The 14,739-nt window shown below is 66.7% G+C and carries 15 protein-coding genes; 8 read left to right on the top strand and 7 right to left on the bottom strand.

Annotation, left to right across the window (positions count from 1 at the left end; all coding sequences use genetic code 11):
* The first annotated feature begins 4 nt into the window (after nucleotides 1–4).
* From AB3G45_RS21395 to AB3G45_RS21365, 7 genes are all read left to right on the top strand, one after another.
* Complete coding sequence (locus tag AB3G45_RS21395) at nucleotides 5–1,906, top strand: potassium transporter Kup (protein WP_367832462.1); 1,902 nt, start codon at nucleotides 5–7, stop codon at nucleotides 1,904–1,906.
* A 360-nt stretch (nucleotides 1,907–2,266) separates the two neighbouring features.
* A complete protein-coding gene (locus AB3G45_RS21390; protein WP_367833641.1) occupies nucleotides 2,267–3,442 on the top strand; it encodes a cell wall hydrolase in 1,176 nt (391 codons plus the stop codon).
* Nucleotides 3,443–3,700: 258 nt separating this feature from the next.
* Nucleotides 3,701–4,096 (top strand): AtpZ/AtpI family protein, encoded by a 396-nt coding sequence (locus AB3G45_RS21385; protein ID WP_367832461.1) that lies wholly within the window; start codon nucleotides 3,701–3,703, stop codon nucleotides 4,094–4,096.
* Nucleotides 4,097–4,157: 61 nt separating this feature from the next.
* Nucleotides 4,158–4,910, top strand: a complete 753-nt coding sequence (locus tag AB3G45_RS21380) for a F0F1 ATP synthase subunit A (RefSeq protein ID WP_367832460.1) — start codon at nucleotides 4,158–4,160, stop codon at nucleotides 4,908–4,910.
* Nucleotides 4,911–4,976: 66 nt separating this feature from the next.
* Nucleotides 4,977–5,204 (top strand): F0F1 ATP synthase subunit C, encoded by a 228-nt coding sequence (locus AB3G45_RS21375; RefSeq protein ID WP_069059650.1) that lies wholly within the window; start codon nucleotides 4,977–4,979, stop codon nucleotides 5,202–5,204.
* Nucleotides 5,205–5,291: 87 nt separating this feature from the next.
* The gene (locus tag AB3G45_RS21370) at nucleotides 5,292–5,939 is read left to right on the top strand and encodes a F0F1 ATP synthase subunit B (RefSeq protein WP_367832459.1); all 648 of its coding nucleotides are present in this window, start codon (nucleotides 5,292–5,294) and stop codon (nucleotides 5,937–5,939) included.
* A 10-nt stretch (nucleotides 5,940–5,949) separates the two neighbouring features.
* Complete coding sequence (locus AB3G45_RS21365) at nucleotides 5,950–6,435, top strand: F0F1 ATP synthase subunit B (protein ID WP_367832458.1); 486 nt, start codon at nucleotides 5,950–5,952, stop codon at nucleotides 6,433–6,435.
* Between the two features lie 81 nt (nucleotides 6,436–6,516).
* Here AB3G45_RS21365 and AB3G45_RS21360 read toward each other — a convergent pair whose 3' ends face one another.
* Together AB3G45_RS21360 and AB3G45_RS21355 are read right to left on the bottom strand one after the other, a co-directional pair.
* Entirely contained in the window at nucleotides 6,517–7,182 is a 666-nt protein-coding gene (locus tag AB3G45_RS21360; RefSeq protein ID WP_367832457.1) for a ribonuclease HII, read from the bottom strand.
* 123 nt (nucleotides 7,183–7,305) lie between these two features.
* Nucleotides 7,306–8,463: a PA0069 family radical SAM protein gene (locus AB3G45_RS21355; RefSeq protein WP_367832456.1), complete on the bottom strand. Its 1,158-nt coding sequence runs from the start codon at nucleotides 8,461–8,463 to the stop codon at nucleotides 7,306–7,308.
* Nucleotides 8,464–8,625: 162 nt separating this feature from the next.
* Here AB3G45_RS21355 and AB3G45_RS21350 point away from each other — a divergent pair, with 162 nt between their 5' ends.
* Nucleotides 8,626–9,156 carry a glycosyl transferase gene (locus AB3G45_RS21350; RefSeq protein WP_367832455.1) on the top strand — a complete coding sequence of 177 codons (531 nt, stop codon included), beginning with the start codon at nucleotides 8,626–8,628 and terminating at the stop codon, nucleotides 9,154–9,156.
* 19 nt (nucleotides 9,157–9,175) lie between these two features.
* Here the strand turns inward: AB3G45_RS21350 and AB3G45_RS21345 are convergent, their stop codons facing one another.
* From AB3G45_RS21345 to AB3G45_RS21325, 5 genes are all read right to left on the bottom strand, one after another.
* On the bottom strand, nucleotides 9,176–10,168 hold the full coding sequence (locus AB3G45_RS21345; RefSeq protein ID WP_367832454.1) for a calcium-binding protein: 993 nt from the start codon (nucleotides 10,166–10,168) through the stop codon (nucleotides 9,176–9,178).
* 77 nt (nucleotides 10,169–10,245) lie between these two features.
* Nucleotides 10,246–10,794, bottom strand: a complete 549-nt coding sequence (gene moaB / locus AB3G45_RS21340; protein WP_367832453.1) for a molybdenum cofactor biosynthesis protein B — start codon at nucleotides 10,792–10,794, stop codon at nucleotides 10,246–10,248.
* Nucleotides 10,781–11,680, bottom strand: coding sequence for a 4-(cytidine 5'-diphospho)-2-C-methyl-D-erythritol kinase (locus tag AB3G45_RS21335; protein ID WP_367832452.1), 900 nt, complete (start codon nucleotides 11,678–11,680; stop codon nucleotides 10,781–10,783). The genes moaB and AB3G45_RS21335 overlap by 14 nt, the downstream gene beginning before the upstream one ends.
* Before the next feature lie 6 nt (nucleotides 11,681–11,686).
* Nucleotides 11,687–13,531 (bottom strand): tetratricopeptide repeat protein, encoded by a 1,845-nt coding sequence (locus AB3G45_RS21330; protein ID WP_367832451.1) that lies wholly within the window; start codon nucleotides 13,529–13,531, stop codon nucleotides 11,687–11,689.
* A 166-nt stretch (nucleotides 13,532–13,697) separates the two neighbouring features.
* On the bottom strand, nucleotides 13,698–14,714 hold the full coding sequence (locus AB3G45_RS21325; protein ID WP_367832450.1) for a polyprenyl synthetase family protein: 1,017 nt from the start codon (nucleotides 14,712–14,714) through the stop codon (nucleotides 13,698–13,700).
* Between the last annotated feature and the right edge of the window lie 25 nt (nucleotides 14,715–14,739).

The following is a 14,739-nucleotide window of genomic DNA, read 5'->3' as shown; positions in this document are numbered from 1 at the left end:
TCCCATGCAAGCACATGCCGGCAGCGCTCCGCATTCCCGCAGCAGGGCGCACACGCTGTTTCTTCTCGCCCTCGGTTCCGTCGGCGTCGTCTATGGCGACATCGGCACCAGCCCGCTCTATGCGTTCCGCGAGGCGCTGCGCCCGGTCGCCGGCAACGGCCTGGTGCGCGCGGAGGTCGTCGGCCTCATCTCGCTGATGATCTGGACGCTGACGGTCATCGTCACGCTGAAATACGTGCTCTTCCTGCTGCGCGCCGACAATCACGGGGAGGGCGGCACGCTCTCCCTCCTGGCGCTGCTGACGAAGACGGCGGGGCGGCACGCCGCCGTGCTCTTCTTCCTGGGGGCCGCCGGTGCGGCGCTCTTCATCGGCGATGCGATGATCACGCCGGCGCTTTCCGTCCTGTCGACCGTTGAGGGCCTGAAGCTGGTGACGCCGACGCTCGGCGACTATATCGTGCCGATCTCCGTCGTCATCCTCGTCATGCTGTTTGCCGTGCAATCCTGGGGCACGGCGGCGGTGTCGAAGTTCTTCGGGCCGATCACCGCCCTGTGGTTCATCGTCATGGGCCTCGGCGGCGTCAACCATATCAGCGACGACCTCGGCATCCTGCCCGCCTTCAACCCCTATTACGCCGTGCTCTTCATATACAATGAGGGCTATGTCGGCCTCGTCGTGCTGGGCGCGGTCTTCCTGACGGTGACGGGCGCCGAGGCGCTCTATGCGGACCTCGGCCATTTCGGCCGGCGGCCGATCCAGTGGGCCTGGTTCTGTCTGGTTTTCCCGGCGCTGACGCTGAACTATCTCGGCCAGGGCGCGCTGGTGCTCGCCCATCCCGAGACGATCGCCAACCCGTTCTTCCTGATGTTCCCGAAATGGGCGCTGCTGCCGGTCGTCATCCTCGCGACCTTCGCGACGATCATCGCCAGCCAGGCCGTCATCACCGGCGCCTTCTCGCTGACGCGCCAGGCGATCCATCTCGGCTTCCTGCCGCGCATGGAGATCTTCCACACCTCCGAGACCCAGACAGGCCAGATCTACCTGCCGGGCGTCAACACGGTGCTGCTCTTCGGCGTGGTGCTGCTCGTCTTCATCTTCGGCTCCTCCGAGGCGCTGGCGACCGCCTACGGCATATCCGTCACCGGCGCGATGGTGGTGACGACGGTGCTGGCCTTCGAATTCCTGCGCAGGCGCTGGCGCTGGACGCTGCCAGCCACCGTCGCCGTGCTGCTGCCGCTCTTCCTGCTCGAACTGACCTTCCTCGGCGCCAACCTGCTCAAGGTGCACGACGGCGGCTATGTGCCGGTGATGATCGCCGGCGCCGTCGTCCTTCTGATGTGGACCTGGACGCGCGGCACGAAGATCCTGCGCGAGAAGACCCGGCGCATCGAGGTGCCGCTGCCGGCCTTCATCAAGTCGCTGGAAAAGCAGAGCGCGCATGCGCCCGTGCAGGTCGCCGGCACGGCGATCTTCCTCACCAGCGATCCCGATTTCGCCCCCGCCGCGCTGCTGCACAACATCAAGCACAACCATGTCCTGCACGAGCGCAACTTCATCCTGACGATCAAGACCGCCAACACGCCGCGCGTCATTCCGGCCGAGCGCTTCTCGGTCGAGAAGCTCTCGGAGCGCTTCTCGCGCATAGAAATGCATTTCGGCTTCATGGAGACGCAGAACGTGTCCCATGCGCTCGGCCTGATGCGCAAGGCGGGACACAAGTTCGACATCATGTCGACCTCGTTCTATCTCGGCCGCCGCAAGCTGGTGCCCGATGCGCAATCGGGCATGCCCATGTGGCAGGACCGGCTGTTCATCGGGCTCGCCAACATCGCCACCGACCCCTCCGACTATTTCCGCCTGCCGACCAACCGCGTGGTCGAACTCGGCTCGCATGTGGTGATCTGACGAAAACGTGAAGGGGGAGTGTGGTTTTGAAAGCACCCCTCCCCAAAGGGCGGAGGGACTTAACGGGCGGCACGCTCAGCATCCAAAATTGATGGAAAAGCAAGCTGCCGGCAGAGAGGGTCTTGCAGGCGGGCGGTGCCTTCGCATGCTCCGATCGCAATCCTGCTCCCCGATCCCCGTTTACCAGCATTAACCAACCATCAAGGTTAATGCTTCATTTTACCCTGACACGAGCCGCTTCGGGCCCGTGCTTCGGCGCGGCAGGCTCCCATACAGTCAGTTTCGGGCAGGAGGACACGCCATCCACAAGGGCGGTGCGCCTGCGCATGCGTGCGGAGTAAAAAGTTGCGTAAGCGTAGCATTCGTCATGCCGGGTTCGGACGCTTCCTCGCGTCTCTGAAGCGGGAGTGGAAAATCCCCCTTGCCATCGGCCTCGGCCTCGTCGCCACCTTTCCCACCCCGGCCGCCCATTCCGATCTTGCCGCCTATCTCGCCGGCCTCAACCGCAAGGGCGGCAACCAGACCCTGGTTCTGACCCGCTCGCCCGCCGGCTCCATCCACGAGGTCGAGATCGCCTTCGCCGACGCCATGACGACCGGCGGCATCGAAAGCGGCGCGGGCGTGGAACTGCCGGGCGGCGTGACGGCGGCGCTGCGCAGCGAGCACAAGGGCAAGGGCGGCATTCCCGACGAGGACCGCGTCAACCGCCGCGACAAGAAGGGCCGCATCGTCGCCGTCCTGCCGGTGACGCCGCCGAAGGGCTTTGCCGCCGGCTCCATCCTGGAGCGCACCAGCTTCCTGCTTTCGCCGGCCTTCGACACCGGCCAGCGCATGGCCTTCGCCAAGCCGAGGATAAAGGGCAAGGAAATCGAGATCGCCACCGCCTTCTACAAAAAAGAGCCGGTGCGCGAGAATGCCGGCGTCTCGCCGATGATCGCAAGCCTCGTGACCAACGACAATGCCGACGTGCTGGCCACCGCCTATGCCCGCGTCGAGCCGGACTATGCCCGGGAATCGCCGTTCGATTCCATCATGAAGCCGAAGAAGGAAGCCGGTCGCTTCGTGCCGGACATCGCGCCGGACGATCACGCCTGGGCCGCCACCGCGCTGCCGGCGACGGTCTTCACCGCCAAGGAGCAGAAGTGCCTTGCCGAAGGCATCTATTTCGAGGCGCGCGGCGAGGAACTGAAGGGCCAGGCCGCCGTCGCGCAGGTCATCCTCAATCGCGTGCGCAACCCCGCCTATCCGAGCACGATCTGCGGCGTCGTCTACCAGAACGAGAACTGGCGCAACCGCTGCCAGTTCTCGTTTGCCTGCGACCGCATTCCCGACCTGATCCTCTCGCCACGGCACTGGAAGGCCGCCAAGGAAATCGCCATGGCCGTCACCGCCGGAAAGATCTGGTTCGACGACGTCGGCTCCGCCACGCACTACCACGCGACCTACGTGAACCCGCCCTGGGGCCGCACGATGAAGCGCATGGTCAAGATCGGCAAGCACATCTTCTACCGCACCTATGGCGGCGGCTGGAGCTGAGGGCGGCTGTGGTGAGTCCGCGCCACGGTCCTCGCGATTCCCGGCGCGAACGATCACGCTGATGCGAGATTCCGGCTAGCCTATTGATTTTCCATTAAAAAAATGGTGCTGCGCAAAGCTTCGCCATGCCTTGACTATGCCGGCACCTAAAACTATGTTGCGGCCGACTTCGAAAGGGGTCGGATGTGGCTCGAATCCTAGCCTGCAATATGTCCGCAATGGGGCGAAAGCCCCGCGGAAGAAAGACAGGAGCATGCCATGGCCGACGATCGAAAGACAAGTCTGGAAGATCGGCTGAAGCGGCTGGACGCGGAACTCGCGGAACGGCGCAAGGACGACGGGGCGGAAAAGGCCGCCGAGGCACGGGCATCCGAGAGTCGCAAGGGCTACGCGGTCGCCATGAAGCTCTCGAGCGAGTTCATCGCCGCCGTCATCGTCGGGGCGCTTCTGGGCTATCTTTTGGACCATTTTGCGGGTACAGGGCCGTGGGGGATGATCGTTCTTCTGCTCCTCGGCTTCTGCGCCGGCGTTCTGAACGTCATGCGCGCGGCCGGCATGGTGGCATCGCCCCATCCGGTCGACAGGCTGGCAGGGCGGGAGCCCGGCAAGGCCGGCGGCGGGCGGGACGAGACCAAACCGAGGGACGGCGCCTGACGGCGCGGTCCCGCCCATGGGTGACTTCCGCCGCAAGGCGGGCAAGCGAGAGAGATAAGCGGTGTCCAACGATCCGACCCATCAGTTCCTGGTCAACAAGATTGTTCCGATCGAAATCGGCGGCATCGATTTCTCGTTCACCAACGCCTCGCTGTTCATGGTCGCCACCGTCGCGGCCGCAGTCGGCTTCCTCTATTTCACGACCGGCCAGCGCGGCCTCGTTCCGAGCCGCATGCAGTCGGTCTCGGAAATGTCCTACGAATTCGTCGCCTCGATGCTTCGCGAAGGGGCGGGCAGCCACGGGATGAAGTTCTTCCCGCTCGTCTTCTCGCTCTTCATGTTCGTGCTGACGGCGAACCTGCTCGGCATGGTGCCCTACTTCTTCACGGTCACCAGCCAGATCATCGTCACCTTCGCGCTGGCCATCCTCGTCATCGGCACCGTGATCGTCTACGGTTTCTACAAGCACGGCTTCGGCTTCCTCAAGCTCTTCGTGCCGTCGGGCGTGCCCGGCGCGCTTCTGCCGCTGGTCGTCTCGATCGAGGTCATTTCGTTCCTCTCGCGCCCGATCAGCCTCTCGATCCGTCTCTTCGCCAACATGCTGGCGGGTCACATCACGCTGAAGGTCTTCGCCGGCTTCGTCACCTCGCTGAGCGCCCTCGGCGCCCTCGGTGTCGCCGGTGCGATCCTGCCCCTTCTCATGACCGTCGCCCTGACCGGTCTCGAATTCCTCGTGTCGTTCCTGCAGGCCTATGTCTTCGCAGTTCTGACATGCATGTACCTCAACGATGCCGTGCATCCGGGTGGTCACTAAGGAAACAGTCGCCGGCGCCCTCGGGCGTCGCTCATAAGCCGCAACAACCCATTCAAGGAGTTCAACATGGAAGCGGAAGCAGCAAAGTTCATCGGCGCAGGTCTTGCCACGTTCGGTCTCGCCGGCACGGCTCTCGGCCTCGGCAACATCTTCGGCAGCTACCTGGCCGGCGCTCTGCGCAATCCGTCTGCTGCCGACAGCCAGTTCGGCCGTCTCGTATTCGGCTTCGCCGTTACGGAAGCTCTGGGCATCTTCTCGCTGCTCATCGCTCTCCTCCTCCTCTTCGCCGTCTGATATCGGCCGAGGACTGGACCATGGCCTGCGGGCCGTGGTCCATCGTACGTTCCGTACAAGATCTGAGAGTGCCCCCTGGAGGTGAGCATGTCCGTGACCCCGGCATCGGCCGAGTCCACCCCTTTCGAAATCGCCCAGGCGGAAACCCCTGCGACGTCGCATGAGACGGATACGCATGCGGCCCAGCCGGCTGGCGAGGTGCACACCGAAACGGGTGTGGCACATGGCGACGAGCACGCTTCGGGCGTCTTCCCGCCGTTCGATCAGACCACGTTCGCATCGCAGGTCCTGTGGCTGGCGATCACCTTCGGTCTGTTCTACCTTCTCATGTCGAAGGTCGTCATCCCGCGCATCGGCGGCATCCTGGAGACGCGTCACGACCGCATCGCACAGGATCTCGACGAAGCCTCCCGCCTGAAGGCGGAAGCCGACGCCGCGATCGCCGCCTACGAACAGGATCTCGCGACCGCCCGCGCCAAGGGCAACGCGATCGCCTCGACCGCCCGCGACGAAGCCAAGGCCAAGGCCGACGCCGAGCGCGCCAAGATCGAAGCCTCGCTGCAGGACAAGATCGCCGGTGCCGAGACCCGCATCGCCGAGATCAAGGCCAAGGCCCTTGCCGATGTCGGCGCGATCGCCGAGGAAACCACGGCAGCCCTCGTCGAGCAGCTCATCGGCGCCAAGGCCACCAAGGCCGAGATCGCTTCCGCCGTGAAGACGGCCGCGGGCGAATAAGGAGGACACCATGGCATTCGACGCAACATTCTATGCCTTTGTCGGCCTCTTGCTGTTCCTTGCCCTCATCGCCTACCTCAAGGTTCCGGGCATGATGGCAAAGGGCCTCGACGCCCGCGCGGAGAAGATCCAGAACGAGCTGGCGGAAGCCAAGCGTCTTCGCGAGGAGGCCCAGCACCTGCTCGCCGAATACCAGCGCAAGCGCAAGGATGCCGAGGCGGAAGCCGCAAGCATCGTCGCGGCCGCTGAACGCGAGGCGAGCGCGCTGACGGCGGAAGCCAAGCAGAAGACCGAGGAATACGTCGCCCGTCGCACGGTGCTCTCCGAGCAGAAGATCCGCCAGGCCGAGGCCGACGCGATCAACGCCGTGCGCGCCGCCGCCGTCGACCTCGCGGTTGCCGCCGCCGAGAAGGTCATCGCCGCCAAGGCCGATGCCGCCACCGGCAAGGCGCTCTTCGACAACGCGATCAGCGAAGTCAAGACCCGCCTGAACTGAGCCTTCGGCACAGCATGATTTGAGAAAGCCGGGCGAAAGCCCGGCTTTTTCGTTTGTCCGCTTGCGGCGACAAAGGTCCGGTCAATCCTGCCGGAGCGGCCGGAAGCTCATGCGGTGCAGCCGGCAGGGGCCGATGGCGGCAATGGCCTTGCGGTGCACCTCGGTGGCATAGCCGGCATGGACGGCGAAGCCGTAGCCGGGGTAGGTCTCCTCGGCGCGCGCCATCATGCGGTCGCGCATCACCTTGGCGACGATGGAGGCGGCGGCGATGGAGAGCGAGCGGGCATCGCCCTTGACGACGGCGCGGCCCTCGCAGGCAAGGCCCGGCGGCACGTCGCGGCCGTCGGCCAGGACGAGCTTCGGCGCGATCTCCAGGCCGGCGACGGCGCGGCGCATCGCGTCGAGGCTCGCCTTGCGGATGTCGATGGCATCGATGCGGCGCGACGAACTGGACGCGACGGAGACGAAGGCCGACTGCATGATCCGCGCGAAGAGCGCCTCGCGCCGGAGGGCGCTGAGCTGCTTGGAATCGTTGAGCCCGTCCGGGATATCGTCGGGATCGAGTATCACGGCGGCGGCGACGACGGGACCTGCCAGCGGGCCGCGGCCGGCCTCGTCCGTGCCGGCCACCGGCCAGATGCCGCGCGCGCGCGCGGCGGCCTCCATCTGGAAATCGGGGGCCTCGGGCAGGTCGAAGAGAAGGCGGGAATCGGAGGATGGACGGGACATGCGGCGAACCTCGCACATCCATCCGATTCCCTGCAAGTCCCCCGGCAGGAGGCGGACGCCGGAGGATTGCCGGCATGCCCCGGGGAAAGGCAGACCGGAAGGACGGGCCGGGCACGGATGCCCGGCGGGATTACCAAAGCCCTACAGCAGCGAGAGCTGCACGCCGCTGCCCGAAGGCGGCACGAACTGGTCGCAGGCAAGGCTGCGGCGGGTGCGGGTCAGCTCCAGCCGCTTGGCCGCCATCTCGAAGCGGCGGGCGATCTGCCAGGCATAGGGACCGGCGCCCTTCATGCGCTTGCCGAACTCGGCGTCGTAATCCTTGCCGCCGCGCATGGAGCGCACCAGCGACATGACGTGGCGATAGCGGTCCGGGTAGTGGCGCAGCAGCCAGTCGCGAAAGAGGGGGCTCACCTCCAGCGGCAGGCGCAGCAGCACGTAGCTCGCCTCCAGCGCCCCGGCCGCCTTGCCCGAATCGAGCACGCGCTCGATCTCGTGGTCGTTGAGGCCGGGAATGATCGGCGCCATCATGATCGCAACGGGAATGCCGGCCGCAGAAAGCGTGCGGATGGCCTCCAGCCGGCGCGGCGGGGTCGCGGCGCGCGGCTCCATGGTGCGGGCGAGCTTGCGGTCGAGCGTGGTGACGGAAAGCCCCACCCAGGCAAGGCCGCGCGCCGCCATGCGCGCGAGGATGTCGATGTCGCGCAGCACGAGCGCCGACTTGGTGACGATCGAGACCGGATGGTTGGCCGCATCCAGCACGTCGAGGATCTGCCGCATGATGCGCCATTCCTTCTCGATCGGCTGGTAGGGATCGGTGTTGGTGCCGATCGCGATGACGCGCGGCTTGTAGCCGGGTTTGGAAAGCTCGCGCTCCAGCAGCTTCGGCGCATCGGGCTTGGCAAACAGCCGCGCCTCGAAATCCAGGCCGGCGGACAGGCCCATGAAGGCATGGGTCGGCCGGGCGAAGCAATAGATGCAGCCGTGTTCGCAGCCGCGATAGGGATTGATCGAGCGGTCGAAGGGAATATCGGGCGATTCGTTGCGCGTGATGATGCTGCGCGGCTTTTCCACCTGCACCTCGGTGCGGAAGGGCGGCAGTTCCTCCAGCGTCTGCCAGCCGTCGTCGAAGGTCTCCCGCGTCACCGGCTCGAAGCGGCCGGTGAAGTTGAGGCCGGCGCCACGGCCACGCCGGCGCTCGCTCTCCACGCGCATGCCCGTCTCGGCCATCAGCGCTTCGGCAACGTCTTTCGCATGGCCGGGCGCAAGGGCGCCCTGCCTGAGGCTGGCTAGATCGTTCATGGCTGTCTCCGCCGGGGGCAGGCCCCGATTCAATGACTATATTCCTATCGCGCAAATGAGAACATTGCAAGAACAAAATTCGGAGCGCCTCCACCGCGAGTGCGGGCCGGCTTGGCTGCGGGAGGCAGTGGAATTCGATGTTGCGATGCGGTATGGGAAGGCATGCTGACAGTCATCCTGGAATGCCGCGACAACGAGGCGGAGCTTGCACAGACATTCGCGGCGCTCGTCTCCGGCGCGGTCGAGGGTATCGTGCGCGATGTGATCGTGCTCGATCACGGCTCGCGCGACGGTTCCTCGACGGTGGCCGATGCCGCCGGCTGCCGCTTTCTGACGGAGTGGGACATGAAGGATGTGCTGGGCTCGGCCCGCGGCGACTGGCTCCTGTTGCTGGAGCCCGGCGCCCGGCCCATGGTGGGGTGGGTGGATGCCGTCGTCGACCATGTGGCCGTTAACCGCAATCCGGCGCGCTTCCTCGGCTCGCGCAGCCATCGCCGGCCCTTCCTCCAGCGCCTTCTGCACCGTCCGGCGCCGCTGGAGCAGGGCTATCTCGTCAGCAAGCGCCAGGCCCTTGCGGCGCTCAGCCCCGGCATGGCGCTCGCCGGCATCGCCACGGGCGCCGGCGTTCGCCGCCTCGCGGTGGAGATGGTGCCGGCCTGGGCCGTGAAGGCCATGCGGGCGGAAGCCGGTTGAACGCTTCCGCCTGACGCCGTCAGAGCAGGAAATCGCCGCGGAAGGCGCTGGTGAGGCCGGAAAGCGCGATCTCGAAATCCGCCGCGCCGTCACCGTTGGTGTCGCCGGCGACGATGCCGCCCGAAAAGCGCAATTCGCCCGCCGTTCCGGAAAAGCCGTTCGCGCCGATGAAGTCGAAGGCCTGGTTGCCGCCGCGGCCGGCATCGGCGTCGATGTCGCGCAGGTCCACGCGGTCGCCTTCGCCGCGGTCGAAGTCGAGGATGACGTCGCGGCGCGCGCCGACGGCCGATTCGAGCCGGCCGTTGAAGTCGAAACGGTCGGCGCCGCTGCCGCCCTGCAACAGGTCCATGCCGCGCCCGCCGACGAGCACGTCGTTGCCGCCGCGCCCGGCGATCTCGTCGTCGCCCCCAAGGCCCTTGAGGACGTTTCCGACGCCGGAGCCGGCAATGGCGTCGGCGACGGCCGTGCCGGCGGCGTTCTCGATGCTGATCAGGCGTTCGAAGCGGTTGGCGCCGGTCTGCGCCAGGCCCGCGCCGAGATCGATGGCGACGCCCGAACCGCCGAGCACGTTGTCGTCGTCGCGCGCGATATAGCTGATCGAATCGGTGCCCGAGCCGCCGTGAAAGGTGTTCTGCTGGCCGACGGAGAAGAAGCTGTCCTTGCCGCTCTCGCCGAAATAGCTGCTCTTGAAGGTGCTGACGGCGATCTTGTCGTTGCCCGAGCCGGCCTTGACGATATCGGCGCGCTCGTTGGCGAAGGAGCCGAAGCCGGTGCCCACATAGGTGTCGTTGCCGGCGCCGAGCAGGATGACGTTGCCGTCCTCCTTCATGTTGACGACGCTGTCGTTGCCCTTGCCGGCATCCACCTGGTTGCGGCCGCCGAAATCGTCGGTGCGGTTGAGGATGATGGTGTCCGCGCCGCCGCGGGCGAAGATCGTCAGTTCGGTATTGTTGATGCTGCCGCCCTGGACGATGCGGTCCGCGCCGTTGGTGCCGGTGATCGTGCGTGCCATTGTCCTCTCCTCAAATCCGTCGGGGTGGGAAAGTCATAGAGGCGGTGCGGGCGGGGCGCAGTCTCCCGGGGAACAGGTCAGCCGGCCGTGCGCTTCAGGTGCTCGTCCAGCCGCGGCATGATCTCCACGAAATTGCAGGGCATGTGGCGATAGTCGAGCTGCGCCTTCAGGATGCCGTCCCAGGCGTCCTTGCAGGCACCGGGCGAGCCCGGCAGCGCGAAGATGAAGGTGGCGTTGAGGACGCCGCCGGTCGCGCGCGACTGGATCGTCGAGGTGCCGATCTTGTCGTAGGAGATGCGGTGGAAGACTTCGGAAAAGCCGTCCATGCGCTTTTCGAACAGCGGCTCCAGCGCTTCCGGCGTCACGTCGCGGCCGGTGAAGCCCGTGCCGCCCGTGGTGATGACGACGTCCACCGCGTCGTCGCGCGTCCAGGCCTCCACCGTCGCGCGGATCGCGGCCACGTCGTCCGTCACGATGGCGCGGCCGGCAAGGCGGTGCCCGGCCTCCGTGATGCGCGCGACGAGCGTGTCGCCGGAGCGGTCCGTGTCGAGGCTGCGCGTGTCGGACACGGTGAGCACGGCGATGCCGACCGGAATGAAAGGCCTCGTCTCGTCAATATGCGCCATTGTCGGTTCCTTCAAGCGTGCGCGTGGCGGCGAAAAACCAGTGCGGATGCCGGCACGCGAGTGCCGCAGCCGCGGTCCCGGCGGCCGCGTCCGTCTCGTATAGCGCAAAGCAGGTCGCGCCGGAACCGGACATGCGCACGAGGGCGGGACCTGTTGTCGCAAGGCTCTCGGCGATGACGGCGATTTGCGGGCAGAGTCGGCGGGCAGCGGGCTCCAGGTCGTTGCGAAGGCCCGAAAGCGCATCCGCCCAGCCGGCGGCGCCCGCAAGGGCAAGCGGCGGGTTGTTGCGCGAAGCGAGCGCCTGGAAGACAGCGGGCGTCGAAACGCCGACGAGCGGATTGGCCAGCACCATGGCAAGGGCCGGCAGGGCGACGGGGGTGATTTCCTCGCCGACGCCGCGCGCCAGCAGCGGCCGGCCGGCAAGGCACATCGGCACATCCGCGCCGAGGCCGAGGGCGAGCGCCTCCAGCGCATCGCCGGGCAGCGCCGCCCGCCACAGCCTAAGGAGGCCGCGCAGCGTCGCGGCGGCATCCGCCGAGCCGCCGCCGATGCCCGATGCGATGGGCAGGTTCTTTTCGAGATGGATGTGCACCGGCGGCGCCGCCTGCCCGGTCGTGGCGAGCGCCGCGCGCAGCCGGTCGCGGGCGCGGGTGACGAGGTTGTCGGCGCCGGCCGAAAGCGCCCCGCCGAAGCGGCCGCTGAGGGTGAAGCGGTCCTCGGCCGCCGGCGCAAGGCCGATGCGGTCGCCGACGGCGGTGAAGGTCACGAGGCTGTCGAGGAGGTGGTAGCCATCCTCGCGCCGGCCGGTGACGGCGAGCGCGAGGTTGATCTTGGCCGGGGCCGGCTCGACGACCGCGAACCGCGACAATGCGTCGGCGTCAGCCATGCGGCGTCAGGACTTGCGGTCGGCCGCCGTGCCCTCGGGCGAGGGGTTCTGCACCGGCTTTTCGTCCTTGGCTTCGGCGGAGGCCGGCTCGGTCTTCTTCAGTTCGGGCAGGCCGTTCTCGATCTTCAGCTTGATCTTCGGGATCTCGGCCTCTTCCGGCTTCAGGCCGAGCGCACGGTTCCACTGGAAGGTGGCCTCCAGCTTGCGGCCGACGCGCCAGTAGGCGTCGCCGAGGTGGTCGTTGATCGTCGGGTCGCCGGCCTTCAGCTCCGCCGCGCGTTCCAGCTCCGCCACCGCGTCGGAGAAGCGGTCGAGGCGATAATAGGCCCAGCCGAGCGAATCGACGATGTAGCCGTCGTCCGGCTTGATGCTGACGGCCCGGCGGATCATGTCCAGGCCCTCGTCGAGATTGATGTTCATGTCGACCCAGGAATAGCCGAGATAGTTCAGCACCTGCGGCTGTTCCGGGTTCAGCTCCAGCGCCTTGCGGAAGTTCGGTTCGGCCTTCTCCCATTCCTTCAGCCGCTCATAGGCAATGGCGCGCTGGAAGAAGATGCTCCAGTGGTTGCGCGTGGGAACCGGGCCGATGGCCGCGACGGCGCGATCGTAGAGCGCGGCCATCTCCTTGTAGTCCTTGGCATCCGACAGCACGCTGCCGAGCGCGAGATAGGAGCGCAGGTCCGCCGGATCGGCCTCGATCAGCTCCTGCAGGTGCTTCTTGGCTTCCGGCACCTTGCCCGTATCGGCGAGGTTCAGGCCGAGCTGCAGCTCGGAAATGCGCCGCATCGGCGATTTTTCCGGCACGGCGCGGTAATATTCGATCGCCCGCTCCGGCTTCTTCTGGTTCTCGGCGAGCCCGCCCAGCAGAACCAGCATGTCGTCGCTGTCGGGGTCGAGCGCGCGGGCGGCCTGGAGATAGAGCGAGACGATGTCTTCGGCGCCGTCACGGTTGAGCGCGCCGCCGATCGAGAAGAGCACGGCGGCGGCGCCCTGCGCGGCGGTGCGCACCTGCTGCTCCTGCTTCTCGCCGGCCTCGATGCTCTGGCGCAGCGCTTTCAGCGGCGCATAGCTGGTGATGAAGCTGTCGCCGACCGAGATGGCGTCGAGCGCCTTCTGCTTGTTGCCCTCATGGGCTTCGAGCCGGGCGAGCGCCATCACGGCGCGGATGAAGGTGTCCGGCGCCGCGCTCGCGCCGTTGCGGTCGAGGACGGCGTCGTTGAGCCGGGCGCGCGCCGTCGCCTTGTCACCGGCCGCGGCGGCCAGCGCCCCGGCATGGTAGTTCTTGAAGATGGCGAGCCAGTCCGGCCCCTCCATGCCGCCGATCAGCTTGAGCGCTTCCTTCGGCTTGCCGTCGCCGAACTTGGCCCAGGCGAGCAGGAGGTCGTTCATCATGCGGTCGAGGTCGTTCGGGCCGTTATAGACGAGGATCTTCTCGGCGCTCTTGTATTCGCGCTTGCGGATCGCCTCCATGCCGCGCACCACGGCGGTGATGCGCTCGACCGCGGGGTCGTTGCGCAGCGCGTCGGCGAGCTTCACGCCCTCCTCGAAATCGCCGTTCATCAGCTGCGTCACCATCAGGCGCTGCTTGACGTCCTTGTTGGTGGGGTCGAACTGCAGGGCGATCTTGTAGAGCGCGACGGCGGTCTCGTATTCCTTGTCGAAATCGGCCGTGCGGGCGGCGAGGAATGCACCGGAGAAGGTGTTGACGCTGAGCGGGTCGAACGGCGTCTCCTCGGCGGCGGCGGTCGCAGGCTTTTCCTCCGCGTAAGCCGCGGGAGGGCCGGCGAACGCGATGCCGGCCGCGATGATCGCCACGCCGGAGAGAAGCCGAAGGAGAAGGGAATGCCGCATTAAAATGCCTTTCGCCGGAAACTTTGCCGAAGCCCTGTGTGGGGAATGCCGTGACCAATCCGGTCGCGCTCGCGCCCAAATCAATCACGGACTCATGACGGCAGAGAATGGCTTTTTTGGCGCGGTGCGGCAAGAAAATCCTGCCGCCCCGATTTCGCGGCTACGGTCAGCTGACGCGGGCGATGGAGAAGTCGATGACTTCGAGCAGCGCGTTCTTCCAGGGCGAGGCCGGCAGGGGCGCCAGCGCGTCGCGCGCGATCATGCCGTAGTGCTGGGCGCGGGCGATGGTGTCCGAAAGCCCGCCATAGCGGGTGATGAGGCCGAGGGCGCGTTCGAGGTTCGCGTCGTCGCTCTTGCCGCCCTCGATGGCCTCGCGCCAGAAGGCGCGGTCTTCCGTCGTGCCGCGGCGCCAGGCGAGTATGACGGGCAGGGTGATCTTGCCCTCCCGGAAATCGTCGCCGGTGTTCTTGCCGAGGTCGGCCGCCTTGCCGCCGTAGTCGAGCGCATCGTCGACGAGCTGGAAGGCGAGGCCCAGATTCATGCCGTAGGATTTCAGCGCGTTGCGCTCGGCCCGGCCGACATTGGCGATGATGGGACCCACTTCGGCGGCCGCGGCGAAGAGTGCCGCCGTCTTGGCGCGGATGACTTCCAGATAGTCGTCCTCGGTCGTCTCCATGTTCTTGGCGACGGAGAGCTGCAGCACCTCGCCCTCGGCGATCACGGTGGCGGCGGTGGACAGCACGTCCAGCGCCTCCAGCGAGCCGACCTCGACCATCATCTTGAAGGCCTGGCCGAGCAGGAAATCGCCGACGAGCACGCTCGCCTGGTTGCCCCAGATCATGCGGGCGGTGGATTTGCCGCGGCGCATGTCGCTCTCGTCCACCACGTCGTCGTGCAGCAGCGTTGCCGTGTGCATGAACTCGACGCTGGTGGCGAGCTTGACGTGCTGGTCGCCGTCATAGCCGAACAGCGCCGCGGCGGCGAGTGTCAGCATGGGGCGCAGGCGCTTGCCGCCGGAGGAGATCAGGTGGTTGGCGACCTCCGGGATCATCGCGACGTCGGAGCCGGCCTTCGACAGGATGAGCTGGTTCACCCGCTCCATGTCGGCCTTCGTGAGATCGACGAGCGGCTTCACCGATGCCTGTTTGTTTTTGCCTTCTTCAAGCGGTATCACGACGCCCAAATGCCCGGACTCCTGTTCATTTTTA

Source organism: Shinella sp. S4-D37 (assembly GCF_040812195.1).
Taxonomy (GTDB): domain Bacteria; phylum Pseudomonadota; class Alphaproteobacteria; order Rhizobiales; family Rhizobiaceae; genus Shinella.
This window is presented reverse-complemented; position numbering and strand designations above follow the sequence as displayed.

Bases quoted from the DNA above. Each gene is read 5' to 3' on its own strand.
- AB3G45_RS21395 (WP_367832462.1), top strand. From the start codon at position 5: ATGCAAGCACATGCCGGCAGCGCTCCGCATTCCCGCAGCAGGGCGCAC.
- AB3G45_RS21385 (WP_367832461.1), top strand. From the start codon at position 3,701: ATGGCCGACGATCGAAAGACAAGTCTGGAAGATCGGCTGAAGCGGCTG.
- AB3G45_RS21375 (WP_069059650.1), top strand. From the start codon at position 4,977: ATGGAAGCGGAAGCAGCAAAGTTCATCGGCGCAGGTCTTGCCACGTTC.
- AB3G45_RS21370 (WP_367832459.1), top strand. From the start codon at position 5,292: ATGTCCGTGACCCCGGCATCGGCCGAGTCCACCCCTTTCGAAATCGCC.
- AB3G45_RS21365 (WP_367832458.1), top strand. From the start codon at position 5,950: ATGGCATTCGACGCAACATTCTATGCCTTTGTCGGCCTCTTGCTGTTC.
- AB3G45_RS21360 (WP_367832457.1), bottom strand. From the start codon at position 7,182: ATGTGCGAGGTTCGCCGCATGTCCCGTCCATCCTCCGATTCCCGCCTT.
- AB3G45_RS21355 (WP_367832456.1), bottom strand. From the start codon at position 8,463: ATGAACGATCTAGCCAGCCTCAGGCAGGGCGCCCTTGCGCCCGGCCAT.
- AB3G45_RS21350 (WP_367832455.1), top strand. From the start codon at position 8,626: ATGCTGACAGTCATCCTGGAATGCCGCGACAACGAGGCGGAGCTTGCA.
- AB3G45_RS21345 (WP_367832454.1), bottom strand. From the start codon at position 10,168: ATGGCACGCACGATCACCGGCACCAACGGCGCGGACCGCATCGTCCAG.
- moaB (WP_367832453.1), bottom strand. From the start codon at position 10,794: ATGGCGCATATTGACGAGACGAGGCCTTTCATTCCGGTCGGCATCGCC.
- AB3G45_RS21335 (WP_367832452.1), bottom strand. From the start codon at position 11,680: ATGGCTGACGCCGACGCATTGTCGCGGTTCGCGGTCGTCGAGCCGGCC.
- AB3G45_RS21330 (WP_367832451.1), bottom strand. From the start codon at position 13,531: ATGCGGCATTCCCTTCTCCTTCGGCTTCTCTCCGGCGTGGCGATCATC.